The 18,934-nt window shown below is 34.4% G+C and carries 15 protein-coding genes; 4 read left to right on the forward strand and 11 right to left on the reverse strand.

Translation table 11 applies throughout. From position 1 onward, the window contains the following. Positions 1 to 5 precede the first annotated feature (5 nt). The 11 genes from RHP49_13550 to RHP49_13600 form a co-directional block, all read right to left on the reverse strand. A complete protein-coding gene (locus RHP49_13550) occupies positions 6 to 1,400 on the reverse strand; it encodes a sulfatase-like hydrolase/transferase (protein WNH11919.1) in 1,395 nt (464 codons plus the stop codon). 35 nt (positions 1,401 to 1,435) lie between these two features. Then, on the reverse strand, positions 1,436 to 1,783 hold the full coding sequence (locus tag RHP49_13555; GenBank protein ID WNH11920.1) for an L-rhamnose mutarotase: 348 nt from the start codon (positions 1,781 to 1,783) through the stop codon (positions 1,436 to 1,438). Between the two features lie 8 nt (positions 1,784 to 1,791). Continuing rightward, entirely contained in the window at positions 1,792 to 3,111 is a 1,320-nt protein-coding gene (gene fucP / locus RHP49_13560; protein ID WNH11921.1) for an L-fucose:H+ symporter permease, read from the reverse strand. Between the two features lie 15 nt (positions 3,112 to 3,126). Further along, a complete protein-coding gene (locus RHP49_13565) occupies positions 3,127 to 4,074 on the reverse strand; it encodes an aldo/keto reductase (GenBank protein WNH11922.1) in 948 nt (315 codons plus the stop codon). Between the two features lie 10 nt (positions 4,075 to 4,084). Then, positions 4,085 to 4,912, reverse strand: a complete 828-nt coding sequence (locus tag RHP49_13570) for an amidohydrolase family protein (protein WNH11923.1) — start codon at positions 4,910 to 4,912, stop codon at positions 4,085 to 4,087. A 1-nt stretch (position 4,913) separates the two neighbouring features. Beyond that, on the reverse strand, positions 4,914 to 6,350 hold the full coding sequence (locus tag RHP49_13575) for a tagaturonate reductase (protein ID WNH11924.1): 1,437 nt from the start codon (positions 6,348 to 6,350) through the stop codon (positions 4,914 to 4,916). Between the two features lie 54 nt (positions 6,351 to 6,404). After that, entirely contained in the window at positions 6,405 to 8,057 is a 1,653-nt protein-coding gene (locus RHP49_13580; GenBank protein WNH11925.1) for an altronate dehydratase family protein, read from the reverse strand. A 6-nt stretch (positions 8,058 to 8,063) separates the two neighbouring features. Continuing rightward, on the reverse strand, positions 8,064 to 9,074 hold the full coding sequence (locus tag RHP49_13585) for a zinc-binding alcohol dehydrogenase family protein (protein ID WNH11926.1): 1,011 nt from the start codon (positions 9,072 to 9,074) through the stop codon (positions 8,064 to 8,066). A 191-nt stretch (positions 9,075 to 9,265) separates the two neighbouring features. Further along, positions 9,266 to 10,798 carry an alpha-L-fucosidase gene (locus RHP49_13590; GenBank protein ID WNH11927.1) on the reverse strand — a complete coding sequence of 511 codons (1,533 nt, stop codon included), beginning with the start codon at positions 10,796 to 10,798 and terminating at the stop codon, positions 9,266 to 9,268. A gap of 139 nt (positions 10,799 to 10,937) precedes the next feature. Further along, positions 10,938 to 12,758, reverse strand: a complete 1,821-nt coding sequence (locus tag RHP49_13595; GenBank protein ID WNH11928.1) for a beta-agarase — start codon at positions 12,756 to 12,758, stop codon at positions 10,938 to 10,940. A 4-nt stretch (positions 12,759 to 12,762) separates the two neighbouring features. Continuing rightward, positions 12,763 to 13,728, reverse strand: coding sequence for a hypothetical protein (locus RHP49_13600; GenBank protein WNH11929.1), 966 nt, complete (start codon positions 13,726 to 13,728; stop codon positions 12,763 to 12,765). Between the two features lie 379 nt (positions 13,729 to 14,107). Between RHP49_13600 and RHP49_13605 the strand changes: the two genes are divergently transcribed. The 4 genes from RHP49_13605 (at position 14,108) to RHP49_13620 (ending at position 18,927) form a co-directional block, all read left to right on the forward strand. Continuing rightward, positions 14,108 to 14,980: a family 16 glycosylhydrolase gene (locus RHP49_13605; protein ID WNH11930.1), complete on the forward strand. Its 873-nt coding sequence runs from the start codon at positions 14,108 to 14,110 to the stop codon at positions 14,978 to 14,980. A gap of 22 nt (positions 14,981 to 15,002) precedes the next feature. Continuing rightward, the gene (locus RHP49_13610; protein ID WNH11931.1) at positions 15,003 to 15,890 is read left to right on the forward strand and encodes a family 16 glycosylhydrolase; all 888 of its coding nucleotides are present in this window, start codon (positions 15,003 to 15,005) and stop codon (positions 15,888 to 15,890) included. Positions 15,891 to 15,905: 15 nt separating this feature from the next. After that, positions 15,906 to 17,489 carry an alpha-L-fucosidase gene (locus RHP49_13615; GenBank protein WNH11932.1) on the forward strand — a complete coding sequence of 528 codons (1,584 nt, stop codon included), beginning with the start codon at positions 15,906 to 15,908 and terminating at the stop codon, positions 17,487 to 17,489. Positions 17,490 to 17,709: 220 nt separating this feature from the next. After that, positions 17,710 to 18,927 carry a glycoside hydrolase gene (locus RHP49_13620; protein WNH14425.1) on the forward strand — a complete coding sequence of 406 codons (1,218 nt, stop codon included), beginning with the start codon at positions 17,710 to 17,712 and terminating at the stop codon, positions 18,925 to 18,927. Positions 18,928 to 18,934: the final 7 nt, after the last annotated feature.

The following is an 18,934-nucleotide window of genomic DNA, read 5'->3' on the forward strand; positions in this document are numbered from 1 at the left end:
TAGCTTTAGTTTGAATTTGTTGATTTTTTTCTAATCTGTTCCCACTTTTTTTCTTCTTTGATTACATTTTTTGCATGTGGATCAAACCAGTTAGGATCAATATTTTTAGCATCCCATTTTTTATAAGCCGCTTCTAGATTTGCTATGATTTTTGAATTGCCATCTGAAATATCATAACGTTCTAAACTGTCCTTTTTTAAATTAAACAGTAGTGTTTTGTTTTTATAAGCACTCTTGTATAGTTTGTAGTCCCCTTTTCTTACTGCATATTCAAAATTTCCAGAAGACCTCCAAAAAAGTTCATCGTGTGGTGCTGATTTTACTTTGTTTGTAATGTATGGTAATAAATCTACACCATCTAGTTGTTTTTCTTTTTTGGCCTTAGCTCCAGCCGCATTTAAGAATGTAGGAAATAAATCTAAAGATGATACAATATTTTGATAATGTTGATTTTCTTTAATTTTCTTTGGCCAAGTCATGAAAAACGGCACTTTTATACCGCCTTCAAATAACATCCCTTTATGACCTCTATATGGTTTGTTATCGGCATGTTCAATTCTACCGCCATTATCGCTTAAAAATACAATAATAGTGTTGTCTTTAATATTATTTGCTACCAAAGTTGAATCTATTCTACCTACATTAGTATCAACAGCATTTACCATGGCAGCATATATACTTCTACCAGCGTATTCTATATGTTTTGTTTTTTCTAAATATTCTTTAGTAGCATGATCTGGCGCATGAGGTGCATTATAGGCTAAATACATAAAAAAGGGTTTGTCTTCTTTTTTAGAAATAAACTTAATGGCTTCATCTGTAAAATCATCAGTTAAATAATTTAATTCATTTTCAGGTACAGCTTTACCATTTCTGTATATGGTTTGAATATCATTTTTAGCTTTTCCCCAATAGTTCATACCGCCTCCAGGAAAACCAAACCAATGATCGAAACCTTGAGCAGGTGGGTATAAATCTGGATGATCACCAACATGCCATTTTCCAATAGCACTCGTTCTATAACCTTGCTCTTTTAAAGCTTCAGAAATCATTTTTTCTGATAGAGGTGTACCGACAGTAGTATCATTTTCTACATTATAAGGCATATTACAATCATGACCAAAACGTGCTTGATAACGACCAGTTAAAAGACCTGCTCTTGATGGACTGCAATAAGGATGTGTGACATATCCGTTTGAAAACACAACACCTTGTGAAGCTAATCTGTCTAGATTTTGTGTAGGTATGTCTGTACTCCCATTAAAACCAACATCGGCCCAACCTTGATCGTCGGTTAGGATCACAATAATGTTTGGTTTTTCTTGAGAAAACACTTTATTTACAACTGTAGATAATAGTGCAGCGAGTAAAAGTTGTACTGTTTTTATCCTGAAACTCATTCTTGTTTTGTGTTTACTGTTATTTGTTTTTAAGCTTATCTTTCTAATTTAAAAACCTGTTCTAAAGCCATCCATTTTTCGCCATTTTTAGCCCAGGGAAGTTCTTGTTGGTATTTCCACATGAGGTTTTCCCATTCTTGCACTTTTGGGTTGTTGGCATCCATTTTAGCTTTTTTGACTGGATCAAAAGTCTCATCAACTTCCATAATCATAAACATACGATTGCCGACAAGGTAAATTTCCATGTCCACAATACCTGCATCTTTAATGCTTTTGGTTATTTCTGGCCATGCATTACCAGCAGCGTGGTATGCTTTATATTCCTTTATTAATTTAGAATCGTCTTTTAAGTCGCATGAAAAACAATGTCTTTTTGTACTCATAATTTCTGTTATTTTGAAGTTTTATAAGTAGCATAGCCGTAATGTGCAACTACTGCCAAACAGATTAATGGAAGAACAAATGAGAATTTTACTTCAGGAATAAACCCCAAAATGGCAACATCTGCAAAACCAGAACCTCCCATATCCAAAATTCTACCTTGAAGTACTGGCATTAAAGCCCCACCTACAATAGCCATAACCAATCCTGCTGATCCAATTTTGGCTTCGTCCCCCATATCTGTAAGTGCAATACCATAAATGGTTGGGAACATAATAGACATAAATACTGAAATCCCAACCAAAGAAATTAAACCAGCCATTCCAGGTAAAAGAATAGCGCCAACACTACAAATAACACCACCAATTCCAAAAAGCATTAATATTTTGGATGGGTTTATTGATTTCATCAATGCGGTTCCTATCCATCTACCAACAAGAAACAAAACCATTGCAGCAACATTATAATATGTAGCGGTTAGTTCCCAGCCAAAAGTCGCATTCAAATTATCTACATATTGAAAAATATAGGTCCAACACATAATTTGAGCACCAACATAAAAAGCCTGAGCAATCACACCATGTTTGTAATTTTTGTTAGAGAACAATTTTTTGAACGATTCTGACAGTCCCATTTTATCTTCTGCTGCAGTTTTTGGAATCTTGGTAAAAATTATAATAGACATAATTATTAATACTAAAACACCTAAAGCAATGTAGGGAATACTGATAATGCTTAAATCGTTTTCTCTGATGGCTCCTAATTCTTCTGAACTTAAGGCGTTATAAGCTTCAGTAGTATAATCGTCAGAACGTAAGGCGCCAATAATAAAAACTTGAGCTATTATCATACCAGTTAAAGAACCAATTGGGTTAAAAGCTTGCGCTAAATTTAAACGTTGGGTGGCCGTTTCCTTGTCGCCTAAGGATAAAATCAAAGGATTGGAAGTGGTTTCTAAAAATGCCAAACCGCAAGTAATAATCCATAATGAAATCAAAAAATAATTGAATTCTTGGTTCGCTGCTGCTGGAAAAAACAAAAATGCTCCAATAGCGTACAAAGACAATCCTAATAGAATCCCAGATTTATAACTATATTTTCTAATGAACAATGCTGCGGGTAACGCCATGAAAAAGTACCCAAAATAGAAAGCAAATTGTACTAATGATGCTTGAACATTTGAAAGCTCTGGCATTACTTTTTTAAATGCTGAAACCATAGGGTTGGTTAAATCGTTTGCAATACCCCATAAAGCGAATAAGGAAGTAATGATTATGAAAGGAAGTAAAAGTTCTTTTCTAACTATAGGGATTTTTAAATGTTTATTCATTTTTTTTAAATGGTTTTATCTTAAATTTAGTACGGTGTCTGTAATGTCATTAAATATAGCTTCTGGCAGTTTGCCTTCTTCCCATGCATCTAATAAATCAATTAATTGATCCTTGGTTGTTGGTCCAACAACGACTCTATCTGCTTCTTCTATTGAAAACACATACCTTAATGCCAATCTAGATAACGGTATGTGATTTGCTTTAGCAATATCATTTATTTTTAAGGCTGTATCAACATCCAGATTGGTAATCCATTCATTATTGGGACGTTCATTGGAGTATTGCTCTAAACGTCTACCTAATAAGCCCATATGTAAAGCAGAAGCTGCATAATACCCGATATTTTCTTTTTGTATTTGAGGAATGTCTTTATTAAAACCAGTTAAGTTGCAGGCATCTAATTTTAAGAACCCAGATAGCACATCAAAATTTTCTTTAATCATATGGGGATAAAATCTATCTATAGGATTTCCACCAATACCTAAGCTTTTTACAAGGCCTTCTTTTTTTAATGAATTCAAGCACTCCATGATTTCGTCCATTTTTTCAACAGGTACTAAATGTGGCTCATGTAAAAACAATAAATCGATGGTATCTATACCCAAAACATGCAAGCTTTCGTAAACACTTTTTCGCATGGTTTTAGGCGAATAGTCTATAATGAATTCATCAGCTTTGTCCGCATTTAATCGACCAACTTTAGTACTTATAATAGGCTTTTTTCCAGACCATTGTTCCAATGCTTTTCCTAAAAATTCTTGTGATCTATTATAGGATGGAGCAGTATCAAATACACTTACGCCATGTTCTAGGGCATACATTAAAGTTACAACGGCATCTTTTTCTTCAATAGGTCTCCAAACACCTCCCAAACCAGAACAGCCACAAACCAAACGGCTTTGGTTATTGAAGAATTTGCTTTTTTTATGATCTCCTTTAATATAAGTTGGCTTTGTGCTCATAATCAAATTATTATAAATTATAAAATTTTATAGTATTATTGCCCATAATATTTGCTTGTTCAGTAGAACTTAGACTTGCTATAAAATGCGCTACTAAATCTTTAACTTGTTTGTAATTGCCAGCCACCAAACATACTGGCCAGTCGGAACCATACATTACTCTTTTCGTTCCAAAGACCTTTAAAACTGCATTCATATATGGTTCAATTTGTGAGGGTGACCATGTCTTGTAATCAGCTTCGGTAATCATGCCAGACATTTTGCAATACACATTTTCATGCTTTCCTATTTCATTTATTAGAACTTCCCATCCATCAAAAAAACCATCTTTTATATACGGTTTTGCTATGTGATCGATTACGAATTTCTGGTTAGGAAACTGTTTTACAAATTCTAAAGAGGCACCTAATTGATGTGGAAGTATGAGTATATCGTAAGTGAAATTATGTTTTTCTAAAGCTGAAATACCTCGTAGAAAATTTGGTCTTAATAAAAAATTGTGATCCGCTTCACCTTGTACAACATGACGGAATCCTTTTATTTTTTCAAATTGACTATAATGTTTTAAAGCCTCGTCAATATTTTCAGACCTTAAATCTACCCAGCCGACTATACCTTTTATAATATCATTTCCAGCAGCCAGTTTTAAAAGAAATTCTGTTTCTGCTAAAGTTTGGTCTGCTTGAACTGCCACACAGCCTTCAATTCCATTTTCATCATACACTTTTTTTAAATCAGAAGGTGTAAAATCACGTCTGATTACCGACATACTATCGTCAATCCACGCGTGTTTTACGGGTTCATAATTCCAAAAGTGCTGATGGGAATATATTATCATATTAGTTCATAAAAGTTTTCAATGCCGATGTCATCCCCTTGTTTATAATGGATTCTAAATTTTTATTGACTTCGTTTTCCAAACCACTAATTGCGGTTAAGTCTGTTTCCCAGAAATCAATATTTGATAAGGTGGCTTTTACAACGATTGAAACATTATTGGTTTTCCATTGATTATTAAAAAACTCCAAAACAGCGGTATCGTCTTTTAATGTAATAGGAGTTCCGTTTCTATCACCTTTATAAAACGCAATTAACGCCGCAAGTGAAAACAACAAATGTGAAGGCAATGCATTTTTTCTTTTGATGAATTCCAAAACCGATGGCAATACACGTGTTTTGTATTTAGATATGGAATTTAATGAAATACTCATGAGTTCATGTTCCAAATATGGATTTCTAAATCGGTCTAATACATCATTAGAAAATTGACTTAGTTCCTCGTCTGGTAAATCCAATGTTGGACAAATATTTTTGAACAATGCGTCTTGTAAAAATGTACCAACGATTTTATCTTCCAATGATTCACGAACACGATCTATTCCATATAAATAACCAACAGGTACTAAAGTGGTGTGAGCACCATTTAAGATTCGGACTTTTCTAGTTCTATATGGTTCCATATTGTTAGTGAACACAACATTCAATCTACAGGGTTCTGATGGAAATTCTTCTTTAACGGATTCAGGGCCTTCAATAACCCAAAGATGAAACTGTTCACCTTCAACAACCAAATTGTCTATATAACCTAATTCTTTGGTTATGGCCTCCATTTTGTCTTTAGGATATCCAGGAACAATTCTGTCTACCAGTGTGTTACAAAAAATATTATCTTCATTAATCCATTCAATAAAATCGTTTCCAAGCTTCCACTCAGAAGCATATTGAAGTATAATGCGTTTTAAGTTATCTCCATTTCTATCAATTAATTCACAAGGAATAATAATCAAGCCTTTATCTGAAGCACCATTAAATGCTTGAAATCTTTGGTACAATAAAGCTGTTAATTTACCTGGAAAGCTAGACTGAGGCTTATCATTTAAAGTGTCCTTTTCATTATAAGAAATTCCGGCTTCTGTGGTGTTAGAAATAACAAATCGTAAATCTGGATTTTTAGCATTTGCTAAATAATCATTATAGTTTTCATACGGATTAATACTTCTCTGAATACAATCTATAATCTCATGTTCACTAATAGCTTTTCCATTTTTAATACCGTTAAGATAAAGTGTGTATAAACCGTCTTGATCATTTAGCATTTTTACTAATCCTTGATTTATGGGTTGCACGACAACAACACCACCATCAAAATTGGCTTTTTTATTCATTTCATGAATCATCCAATTAGCAAATGCTCTTAAGAAGTTTCCTTCTCCAAATTGTATGATTCTTTCGGTATATGTATTAACAGATGTTGTTTTTCTATTTAATGTATTCATTTAGTCTATACTTATTTCTACAAGGTTGCATAAACCTCGTAGTTATGATTTAATTTATAATGAAACACCTCGTTTCCAAGGGATAAAATCGTTGTTACCGTGTAAAACGGCCTTTGAGTGCACTTCACCACTTGCCACTTTTATTATGTGCTCTAAGATTTTATCACCCATTGATTCTATAGTGTCCTCACCCGTAATAACTGTTCCTGCATTGATATCAATAATGTCGTTCATACGTTCAAATAAATTGGTATTACTAGACATTTTAAGTACGGGTGCCACCGGGTTTCCTGTTGGTGTTCCTAAACCAGTAGTAAAAACCACTACATTGCAACCTGAACCTACCAAACCTGTAGTCGATTCTACATCATTTCCTGGAGTGCATAATAAATTTAATCCTGGTTTTGTAACTTGTTCGGTATAATCTAAAACGGCAACAACAGGGGAGGTGCCTCCTTTTTTTGCGGCTCCAGCTGATTTCATGGCGTCGGTAATTAATCCGTCTTTTATATTTCCAGGTGATGGGTTGTTTTCAAATCCAGAACCAACGGCCACAGCGGCTGCAGAATATGCACGCATTAACCCGTAAAATTTCTTGGAATCTTTATCGGTCACACATCTATTAATAATTTCCTGTTCTACACCATTTAACTCTGGAAACTCTGATAATACTGGACTGCCACCTAGAGCAACTAGTAAATCTGAAGCATAGCCTAAAGCTGGATTTGCAGAAATACCTGAAAACCCATCCGATCCACCACATTCCAATCCTAAAACGAGTTTGCTTAGCGGTGCTGGTTTACGCTCAATTTTGTTAGCTTCAATTAAACCTAAAAATGTATGCTTAACAGCCTCTTCAATAAGTTTGCGTTCACTTTCACTACGCTGTTGTTCTAAATAATGAACTGGTTTTTTACAGTTTGGATCGATAGCTTCAATAGCATTTTGCAACATTTCTATTTGTGCATTTTGGCATCCTAAACTAAATACAGTGGCACCTGCAACATTGGGGTTTGTAATATAACCCGCCAATAGTTTTACTAAAACCTCAGAATCTTGACGAATACCACCACAACCACCATCATGTTTTAAAAATTTGATTCCATCTACATTTGGGAATATTCTGTTTTTAGAAATTTCTTCTTTTGTTGTAATAATTGGGGTATTGAATATGTCTTCAGAACTTACACCAGATTTGTATTGTCTAATTAATGCTTCGGTATCTACAGCAAAATCTTTTTTGGTCTCATATCCTAATTTTTCTGAAAGTGCCCCTTCTAAAACATCAATATTTCTGTTTTCACAAAAGGTTAAAGGTATCACTAGCCAATAATTGGCTGTTCCCACTTTACCATCTTCTCTGTGATAGCCACTGAATGTACGCCCTTCAAAATTTGAAGCATCGGGTGCAGTCCATATGAATTTTTCTTTAGAATCATTAAATTCCGCCGAAGCGTGCTTTACATTTTCAATGGTAATAGCGGTCCCTTTTTGTATTGGAAGTACTGCCTTTCCTATTAAAACGCCATACATGAAAATTTCATCACCTATGTTAAAATCGTATAGAGCGAATTTATGTTTTTGCTTGATGTCTCCTTGCAATGAAAAAGTTTCGCCAGCAACATCTATAAAAGTGTTTTTGGGCAAGGGGGTTATGGCAACGATAATGTTATCCTTTGGGTCTATTTGTACGTAATTCTTAGGCATCGGTTTTTAATTGAAATTTACGGTTGCTTTTATAACTCCTGTTTCTGGTTTTAACCAACTATCAAAATGGTTAATCATTTCGGTAAAAGGCACATTGTGCGTTATGAAGGATTCTGTAGGGAATTGGTCTAATACACTGATAACATGTTCGAAATCTTCGGTTGTTGCATTTCTACTGCACATTAAAGTCATTTCTTTAGCATGTACTTTAGGATGCGTATAAGTTAATTCTCCTTTTGAGAGCCCTACCAATACAAAACGTCCACCGTGGGACATGTAGTCTGGACAGGCTTCTAAAGCAAATTTATTTCCTGAGGCATCAAATACTACGGTTGCCATATCTCCATTGGTAATGTCTTCTATTTGTTTCACGGGGTCTTTGCCAACGTTAACTATGTAATCAACACCAATACTATCTTTTGCATATTTTAATCTGCCCTCGTTCATATCTAGAGCAATGACTTTTGCACCTTCGATTTGAGCGAGTTTCATGATTCCAATTCCAATTGGTCCACAACCAACAACAACAACAAATTCTCCTTTTTTTATGGCTGCACGTCTTACCGCATGTGCACCGATAGCTAAAGGCTCCACTATGGCCATTTGGTCATCTGAAAGGTTATTTGCAGGTAATAGAATATTGTCGGGAACGGTTATTTGCTCCTGCATTCCGCCATCGGTATGAATGCCCAAAACTTTAATATTTGTGCAACAATTGGTTTTTCCATTTCTACAGGCAATGCATTCACCACAACTTACGTAGGGCATCACCACAACATTATCTCCAGCTTTAATGCCTTTTGGGTTCTCGCCAATTTCTAAAACGACCGAAGCCAATTCGTGACCTAGTATTCTAGGATAGGTGAAAAAAGCTTGATTGCCACCATAGGCATGTAAATCGGTACCACAGATACCTACTTTGTTTATTTGTAATAAGGCTTCTCCTTCTTTTCTAACTGGAGCTTCTTTTTCTTTTAATAAAAATTCCCCTGGTTTTTCGCATACTATATATTTCATGTGATAATATTTATTGTTTTTTATCGGTCACATGTAACTTCCAAATAATCATTTTCTTGAGAATCAAGAATTCGTTATGGAAGTTTCATGATGTATAATAAATTTATTTTAAACTCATAAGAGCACATCAGTTATAGATGTACTCTTATTTACTAAACAAAAATTTTAAAAACTAACTACTAAATTGTTTTTTATAAGGTTAACTCTAAGACAAAAGCAAAATCTCCAGATTTTTGAGATGGCATTTCAACAGTCAAACCATTATCGTCTTGAGACCATTTTAAAGTCTCATCACTACCTAACATTCTAACATTAGATACTTTATCTTCTGAAGATTTAACAGATTTAACAAGAACACTATTGTTTTCTGGCCACGCCATCATAATAGCATATACTTTGTTTCCTTTTTGTGTGAAACGAATATCCTGTCCTGTAAATTCTTTATTGCCTCCTTCTGAATGGTGACCAGTACCAACTTCTGTAGGACCTTCACCAAAGGTTTTCCAATATTTTGTATCGTAAATAGCTTCACCATTTATATCCAACCAACTACCAATTTGTAATAAGATTTCTTTTTGGTCTTCTGGAATGGTGCCATCTGCTTTAGGACCTACGTTTAAAAGTAAGTTTCCGTTTTTAGAAACAATATCAATTAAATCATCAATTAAAGAATTAGCAGTTTTAGATTTCCAATTAGTAACATGAGACCATGAGTTTTTACCAATAGAAGTATCTGTTTGCCAAGGCAATTTTCTAATACCGGGAAGCTTGCCACGCTCTAAATCATAAATGACCGTGCCTTCCGGAAAAGCTTCATGATCAAAATTCTTATCGTTTATTACCACTTCTTTGCCCCATTCCATGCCTTTGTTATAATAGTAAGCGGCTATTTTTGGACGCATATCTGCATAATCGGGAATATCCAAGTAGAAATCAAACCAAAGGATATCGGGTTGGTAGTTGTCAATTAAATCAACGGTTCTGTCCCACCATGTTTGTTTGAATGCATCGGAAACCGGTTCTGTTATATCTTTTCCTTTAGAAGAATATAAATCAGCATATTGTGGGTCTGTGGTGTCAAAATGGTCTTTTTTATTGTAAAAGGACCAATTGAAAGCATAGTGGGAAGATGCTCCCATAATCAAACCTTTATCCCTGCCTTCTTTAAAAAGTTCCCCTAAGATATCACGTTTTGGCCCCATATCCACGGCGTTCCATCGCGTTGTGTTGGATTTGTACATGGCAAATCCATCATGATGGTCGGCTACAGGAATCACATATTTTGCTCCCGCCTTTTTAAATAAATCAATCCATTCTGCCGCATTGAATTTTTCACCTTTAAACATGGGGATAAAATCTTTATAGCCAAAGGTTTTTTGGTCGCCCCAGATTTTTTTATGATGGGTGTAAACTTCGTTAGGGCCTGTTTTTTGAGGTGTTAATTGTGCCGTAAATGTGGCCGTATCCATATACATTTGACGCGGGTACCATTCTGAACTATAAGCAGGCACAGAATAAGCGCCCCAATGAATAAAAATACCGAATTTTTGATTGTTAAACCATTCGGGGTCTTTATAGTTTTTTTTGATAGACTCCCAATTTGGTTCAAAAATTTGGGTGTTTTCAGTTTTATTTTCTGTTACTTTTTTTTCGTTTTTTTCACCACATCCCAAAATTAAAAAGGAAAGGGTTAATAAAATACAGGACTGTTTTCTTAAAAGCATGTTCAAAAATTTTGGTTAATTGTGATTAAAGTAAATTTACTAATGTGTTGGCTAAATTCCTGTTTTTACTTAAAAGCTGAAATATCGAATGTTTAAAACTCTACAACATATGGTTATTTCTCAGATTTTTTGATTAATCTTAACCTCTCGACTCAACATTTATAATAACTGAACTAACATGGCCACCTGAATCAGGAAAGGTGATTTTTACACTGTTTTCCCCTGCTATCAAAAGTTTATTGTCTATCGGAATACCAATAACACCAAAGAATCGTTGTCTCGCTAATTGGTCATAACCTGCCCAATTATTTGGTACTTCTATGGTTTTGCCATTAAGCGTTATAGTAGGTTTTTTACTCATATCATGAGACCTGCCAATCCCCATTTTGATATATGCTCTACCATTTTTAACAGCTTCAATATTCTTAAAGTTAAATGTGATGGTTTTGTTTTTCTCTATTGGTTGTAGATAGGTGTCTGTATAATAATTGTTTTCTTTTAAAGTATTATTAAATATAATAGGAGTAACATCACATTCTGCTATGATTGTTTCGCCAGGTTTTAGTTTAACTGAATCTATAGATGATTCGTTTGTAAAGTAAATTAATCTTGGAAATCCTGTAGCAGTGGTGTAAAGTCGTCTTAACGTGATGTTTTTTATATAATCTGTGCTGTTGTTTAAAAAGTTTAATACCACATCTTGATTCTCATCACTTAAATTATTTATAGCAATAAAAACTTTTCCCTCCTTTGAAAACCCATGTATCTGGATGTCGGGATTGTTTGATGCCACTTCTATGCGTTTTCCTTCAACACCTTTCCAAAGTTCATAAAATTTCTTCAGGTGTGTAAAAGTATATGAACCATCTTCCTCTTTCTTTTTAATAACCCAAGGATAAGGATAGCCATTAGGGTTTCCTTCTTTATTATCATAGAACCAAGTGGCTTTAGAAGTTATAAATGGAATGGCTTTAAGTAAACGGTCAGGTTTATCTAATAACTGCATTAAAATCTTATTATAAGCTATTAAGCAAGTGCCATTTAATTCTGGGGAATATGGTTTGCCAACAAGTCCTTGCGCCGTATAGCCATATTCTGAAATAACATGAGGTTTCACAACACCCCATTTTTTAAAACTGTAGGCTTCAATTAAATCTAGAATACCTTCGGAATTACTTCCTGAACGGTAACTAAAATCGCCTTCAACATTTCGTCCATCATAAATATGTGTTGCAAAAAACTGCATGCTTTCTCCCGCCACATCCATAAAGGTTTTCATGCGCGTATCCCAGTAGCCGAAATCGTCTTTTTCAACTTCAGGATATGCAGAGGCGTAACCACCAACCATCATATCAGGAATTTCACTATGTACTTTATCTGCAACAGTTTTATATAATTTAGACATTTCTATTATGACGGCAGGTGTTTCACCCCAAGTTTCTACGTAATCTTTGGCATGTACAAAAGGTTCATTCATAACCTCATAGTACTTTGGAATTACGGGATACGCATTTTTTAAGTAAGTAGCATCGTATTCCGCAACTTTGTCGTAGTTCTGGTTTAATTGAAAGGCCTCACTAGGATGGTCTGTAATGATGAAATCTGAAGTAGCAAATTCATCAAAGAGTGGGCTCTTTTTTAGACCTTCAGCAGCTCTATCTGCCATTGCTTTTGCTTCTGCTAAAGATGGGATTTCTGTTTTCGATTTTCTAAAGGGGGCAGGGCCACCAAAAGCACGACCATGTTCAATTCCTAGTTTTTTAAATAAATAATCGGCATCAGAAGCTAGATCCCAACTAGCATAAGAATCGTGCATTGCAAAGTATTTTTGCCTATTTAATTCACTTTCATTACCTATAAATTTTTGAGTAGTAAAATCGATAGTTACTTCGTTTTCTTGAGCAACAACGCTGTATAGTGATACTATGCTTATTGTAAGTGTTATAAATAATTTATTCATTATCTTAAAGTTTAACAAATTTGTAATAATCATCTTTGCTTGTAATGGCATAATATGCGCCTTTATTTAAATCTGAAATGGTTATGGAATTTGTGTTTGTCTCTTCTTTTACAATTTCTCCATTAGCCGATATAATTCTTATAAATTCATATGAAGGATTGCCCGGTAAGGTTAAAATATTCGAGTTTTTATTAAGTGAAAGTGTAATATGCTGCTCGTTCAAATCATCAAGAGTAAGTACTTTTATAGCTTTAGTGATTTCAATTCCAGAGAGTTCTTTGCTTACAATATTTTCGTTAGGAAAGCCTTCCCCAGAGCCATAATACAATACAAAACGATATTTGTTGCCTTCCTTTTGTTGTCCTGCATTTAAAGTTACCTTTATTGAACCTTCCCCAGTATTAATGCTACTGTTTTGACTTGCAGCAATCCATTGTTGGCCATTCCATAACGCTACTTGAAGCAATCTTGGTCCGCTGGCTTTGTAATTAATATCAAACTCAAAAACTTCCCTACTAGAAAGTGAAGTGGGGGTTAATAAAGAAAAGGATGCATCGTCTAAAATAGGAGCGTTGGTTTTAGTTATTTCTACATTTCTTATGATGGACGAAGCGCGCTCTGTTTTCCAATCACCACCTCTATCTCGTACAGAAACCAAAATACGATAACCTTTGCCAACTCGTGGTTTATCTTTTGGACTGATTTGAAATTGAAATACACCTTTCCCTTTATCTACAGGAATGGTTTTTCCTGCCCAAAATTTACCTGGACCACCAGAAATATCCAAAGCTAAATCGGAATCTTTTGAAACTTCATATCCAACAAAAAAGCTATACGAAGATGCACTTTTAAGTTTTACTGGCACATCTTTTACGAATATTACTTTGTCGTTTTGGGCTTGATTTTTAAAGGATATAAACCCGAAAATGAGTAGGGCAATGAATTTGATTGTTATTATGCAATGTTTCATAATATTGGTTTTATTTATTTTGGTTTTAACCTTTTGCTCCTGTCTCACTGCGAGTGTTTGGAATTAATAATGCTAGAACCTATTCAAATCTAAGTAATAAATAAAGCATCATAAATAACACATGGTTATAATTTGATAACATATGTCTATTAAAAGCGATTTAGAGTGCTCTAAGTCCTTACCTTAAGACCATATGAAGTTCTAAAAAGTCTGTTTTTATCCTTTGTTGTAACTGTTACCATGTAATTTTATTAACATCAAATTCATAGAATGGAATAAAAATTTTTCATGAAAAAACCTTTGCTTTTATTGTTGTTTATTGCTTTTTTATTTGGGTTTTTAATCAATAATAATAGTTGACAATAAAAATTGTTAAATAATGGATAAAAAACGTTTACAAAATTTATGTTTTGTACTTATTTTTTCAGGGGTAACACGGGCGCAAGAATTAACCATTCCTCCAAAAAAGTATGTTGATTCTGTTCAAATTGAGCGTGCCGTAAATAGAAATAATGATGATTTTCCGTTATCGGACCAGCAGAATTTAAAAAACTGGAAGCTGTTAACAGATGTTTCCGACGAGTTTAAAGGAAGTAAACTCAATGAAACTTTATGGTTTCCAAACAATCCGAAATGGAAGGGAAGACCGCCAACTTTTTTTCATGGTTCTAATGTAAAGATTGAAAAAGATGAACTTGTAATTAGAGCCAATCAGCACGGTAATACTAGCTTGCCAAATGAGTTCACACATTCAACTGGCTTCATTAAAAGCAGAAATAAATTCCTTTATGGCTATTTTGAAGCCGAATGCAAACTCATGGATGCCCCTTGGGTTTCTGGTTTTTGGATGACCAATGTAGATACAGATTGGTGGACAGAAATCGATATCTGTGAGAATGCTCCAGGGGTAGATTATAACCGTCACGATTTGAATTCAAATATTCATGTATTCCGTTCGCCTAAAGACCAAGGAGATGTGAAAGCCCATTTTTCACGTACTGAAAAATATTATTTTCCCAAAGAGTTACAAGCCGATTACCATGTTTGGGGATTGGAATGGATGGAACAATACATTCGTTTTTATATAGATGGCATCTTGTTTCGTGAGGCGGAGAACACCCATTGGCACCAACCTTTAGAAGTCAATTTTAATTGCGAATCCAATAAATGGTTTGGCGCCTTGCCCAATGATAATCGGTTGGATGGCGAATTCCATGTGAAGTATTTTAGGGCATGGACATCAAAAAAATAATCTAACGTTTACATCTTTAAAAATGAAATTATTAGCAAAACAATCCAAATATTTATCAATAATTCTACTTATAATTAACACAAGTTTATCTGCACAAAAAGCACCTGTTTTTTTGAATGGTGAAGACCCAAGACCAACCGATACGAAATGGGAATTGGTTAAAACTATGTCCGATGAGTTTAACGGTAAAAAAGTAGATGAAGAAAAATGGCAAATATCCGGTCAAGGATGGATTGGCAGACCACCGGGCTTATTTCTTGCCGATAATGTAAAAGTTAATAACGGTAGTTTGCAAATAATAACCACCACATTGCCAAAACCTGTAATTAAAAACAAACAAGAGTTTACTCATGGAGGCGGTTATGTTGGGTCTAGAAACGGAATGACTTATGGTTATTATGAGTGTGAAATGAAAGCCAATAAAACATTTATGTCTTCTACTTTTTGGTTGATAAATGAGGGTAAAGATTTAAAGGGTTGTGATAAAAGAACCACAGAATTAGACATACAAGAATGTGTTGGGCAAATTACAAATGATGCTGAGTGGATGAAAAATTTTGATCAAGCTATGAATTCGAATACGCATAGCAGAAATATCCCCGAGGGTTGCGACTACATCAAGGGTTCGGAAAAAGCTGGAGCAACTATTGGTGGAAAGGTATATGATGATTTTCATGTGTATGGCGTTTGGTGGAAGTCTAAAGATGAAATTCTTTTCTTTTTAGATGGTAAATTTCAATCGAAAGTAAAACCGCCCGCTGATTTTGATATTGAAATGTGTTTAAGAATGGTTGTGGAAACTTACAACTGGAATCCCGTTCCTGCTGATGGTGGCATGACGTGTTCTTTAGAAGATAGAACAACCACTTATAATTGGGTAAGATCTTGGAAACTGGAAGATAATAAATAATAAAAAAAAATAATTATGAGAATTATTAAAGCTTTAATCCTCTTTTTTTGTGTTGTGTGTTTAAATTGTAAAGAGAAACCAACCAATCAAAAGGAAAATAGTTTAAACATTGAATCTTCAATTTCTTTTGAAGAAAATTGGGAGTCGTTTGAAAAAGTGAATCCAGAACCAAATTGGTTTAAAGACGCCAAGTTTGGTATCTATACACATTGGGGACCAGCATCTGAAGCTTTTAAAGGTGCAGATCCTAATAAATGGTATGGAGGCTGGCATGGCATGTTAATGTATAAAGATGGTGTTAAAATTGAAACAGAAAATGGAAAACCATCAAGCAATTTCACACATCATAAAGAAAAATATGGAGATCCCGCTGAATTTGGGTATAAGCATATTATTGAACAATTTAATCCTTCTAAATTCAATGCTAAAGAATGGGCAGAATTGTTTAAAAAATCAGGAGCTAAGTTTTCAGGGCCTGTAGCCATGCATCATGACAATTTTGCAATGTGGAATAGTAAAGCGACACGGTGGAATTCGATGAATTATGGAGGCATAGATCCTTCACTAGAACTTAAAAAAGAAATTGAAAGTAGAGGCATGAAATTTATGGGATCATTTCATCATGCATTCACTTGGAAATATTATGCTCCAGCTCATAAATATGGTGGAGTAGACCCTAAAGATTATGATTTATACACAAACCCCCACAGTATAGATTCTGATATTCCTGATGATGATTTTTATAAGCAATGGTGGGCAACACTAAAAGAGTTTATTGACGTTTATCAACCAGATTTAATTTGGTTTGATTGGTGGTTAGAAAATATGACAGAAGAATCACGTCAAAAATTTTTAGCGTATTATTATAATAAAGGGTTAGAATGGGGAAAAGAAGTTGTTGTTTGTTATAAAGAAACTACATTTCCAGAAAATGTAGCCATTAGAGATTATGAAAGAGGCAGACCAAACCAACCTAAAGCACAAACTTGGTTAACAGATACGTCTCCAGGAGCATGGTTTTACAGACCCCATGCAAAGTTTAAAACATCTAATGAGCTTATAGATATTTTAATTGATATTGTGTCTAAAAATGGATCTATGTTATTGAATGTTCCGCCAAATCCTGATGGTTCAATTCCTCAAGGCATGAAAGATTTGTTAATTAATATGGGCACTTGGTTAGAAGTAAACGGAGAAGCTATTTATGAAACAAGGCCATGGACAATTTTCGGTGAAGGCCCAACAAGATTGCCTGAAGGCGGACATAAAGTTGAAAAACATAAAATTGAATATACCAATAAGGATATTCGATTTACGAAAAAATCAAACACAGAGTTTTTTGCTATTGTTTTAGATAAACCTGAAAATGAAATTGTGATTAAATCACTTAGTACTGGATTAGGGGTTTTAAATTCTAAAATTGAAAACATCAATCTTTTAGGTAGCGATGAAGAAATTCAATGGACAAGAAATGATAGAGGATTAGTTATAAAAGTACCTAAAGAACTTAAAGAAAGTGAAGCCTACGCATTTAAAATATATATGGAAGGATATAAAGAGAATGACATAGGAGGAGACATTGAAGCACATATTGACTGATACTATGTTAATAACTACAAAGAGAACAATCATTTATAATTGGGTTAGATTGTGGAAATTGGTTGATAGTAAAAAACAATAATAAAAAAGATTTAAATTTTTGAAATGTCATAACCAAGATTTGGATAACAAAGAAAATGGTAATTATGCCATTCCATCACACCATTAAAAAAATAAGCATTAACAGATGAAAACATTAAACTCACTTTTTCTATTACCAATGTTAGTAGGATTTCATTTAATATCCTGTAAATCACAATCTCAAACTTTTCCTTTTATATTACCAAAAGAGAAACCAAACCAGCCATTAAGCACCTCAATGCAACGTAATTATGATAATTATATGGCGCCAAGACCAGAAGACAACGAGCTTTATACGCAGTTTAAATATACCCAATTAAAAGGTTTGGATTACAGTAATCATGATGGAACGATAACGCGCCGCGACCCTTCAAAAGTTATTTTCGAAAATGGAAAATACTATGTTTGGTACACGCATAGACAAACGCCCACACCACCTAAGGGAGCAAAAATGTCTAACGATACCATTCCTTCTGCAGATTGGGATTTATCAGAAATCTGGTATGCCACTTCTGAAGATGGATTTACTTGGAAAGAACAGGGAGTTGCCATTCCAAGGCCTCCAAAACCCAATTTAGGGCATCGTTCTGTGGCTACTGCCGATATCTTAAAATGGAAAGGAAAATTCTATATGTATTATCAAGGGTTTAACGAAGCAAGCGGTACGCGTGGTGACGATTGTCCAGTTTTGGCTTCATATGCCGATTCGCCGGATGGGCCTTGGACAGCGGTGAATAAAATAATTATTCCAAACGGTCCGAAAGACACTTGGGATCAATTTTCCATTCATGACCCTTATCCTTTGGTTTATAAGGACAAAATATATCTCTATTACAAATCTGATTTTGATGGAGATCCTGATTTAATTCGTATGCAAGGTTTGGCTACTTCCGATAATCCGCTGGGCCCTTTTACAAAAAATCCATTGAATCCTGTTTTGGCTTCAGGTCATGAAACTACGTTATTTCCTTTTAGAGAAGGTATCGCTGCGCTGACCATTAAAGATGGTAATGAGCATAAAACAATTCAATATGCGAAAGATGGGGTTAATTTTGAAATCGCTTCCATCGTTGAACTTATGCCCACAGCAGCTGGCCCTTACATTCCTGATGCATTTACTAATACAAAGGACGGAAGAGGTATAACTTGGGGTATTTCGCATTTTACCAATTATACTACATGGGCAGAAAATCACGCTATTTTAGTACGTTTTGATTGTGATCTAAGTTTGGATATTGATGACCCTGAAATGAAAAAGCATCATGTGTATCATCGCCCTGATGTATATCTTTCGCAAGGCTTAAGCGAAAAACAAAGAGAACGTATTTTAAAGGAAAATAATAAAGCGAAAAACTAAAAGTCAA

The organism is Flavobacteriaceae bacterium HL-DH10, from assembly GCA_031826515.1.
In the GTDB taxonomy this organism is placed as follows: Bacteria; Bacteroidota; Bacteroidia; order Flavobacteriales; family Flavobacteriaceae; genus Thalassobellus; species Thalassobellus suaedae.

Coding starts and splice junctions, on each gene's coding strand:
- RHP49_13575 (WNH11924.1), bottom strand. CDS start 6,350: ATGAATACATTAAATAGAAAAACAACATCTGTTAATACATATACCGAA.
- fucP (WNH11921.1), bottom strand. CDS start 3,111: ATGAATAAACATTTAAAAATCCCTATAGTTAGAAAAGAACTTTTACTT.
- RHP49_13595 (WNH11928.1), bottom strand. CDS start 12,758: ATGAATAAATTATTTATAACACTTACAATAAGCATAGTATCACTATAC.
- RHP49_13550 (WNH11919.1), bottom strand. CDS start 1,400: ATGAGTTTCAGGATAAAAACAGTACAACTTTTACTCGCTGCACTATTA.
- RHP49_13580 (WNH11925.1), bottom strand. CDS start 8,057: ATGCCTAAGAATTACGTACAAATAGACCCAAAGGATAACATTATCGTT.
- RHP49_13610 (WNH11931.1), top strand. CDS start 15,003: ATGAAATTATTAGCAAAACAATCCAAATATTTATCAATAATTCTACTT.
- RHP49_13585 (WNH11926.1), bottom strand. CDS start 9,074: ATGAAATATATAGTATGCGAAAAACCAGGGGAATTTTTATTAAAAGAA.
- RHP49_13565 (WNH11922.1), bottom strand. CDS start 4,074: ATGAGCACAAAGCCAACTTATATTAAAGGAGATCATAAAAAAAGCAAA.
- RHP49_13590 (WNH11927.1), bottom strand. CDS start 10,798: ATGCTTTTAAGAAAACAGTCCTGTATTTTATTAACCCTTTCCTTTTTA.
- RHP49_13615 (WNH11932.1), top strand. CDS start 15,906: ATGAGAATTATTAAAGCTTTAATCCTCTTTTTTTGTGTTGTGTGTTTA.
- RHP49_13620 (WNH14425.1), top strand. CDS start 17,710: ATGTTAGTAGGATTTCATTTAATATCCTGTAAATCACAATCTCAAACT.
- RHP49_13605 (WNH11930.1), top strand. CDS start 14,108: ATGGATAAAAAACGTTTACAAAATTTATGTTTTGTACTTATTTTTTCA.
- RHP49_13555 (WNH11920.1), bottom strand. CDS start 1,783: ATGAGTACAAAAAGACATTGTTTTTCATGCGACTTAAAAGACGATTCT.
- RHP49_13570 (WNH11923.1), bottom strand. CDS start 4,912: ATGATAATATATTCCCATCAGCACTTTTGGAATTATGAACCCGTAAAA.
- RHP49_13600 (WNH11929.1), bottom strand. CDS start 13,728: ATGAAACATTGCATAATAACAATCAAATTCATTGCCCTACTCATTTTC.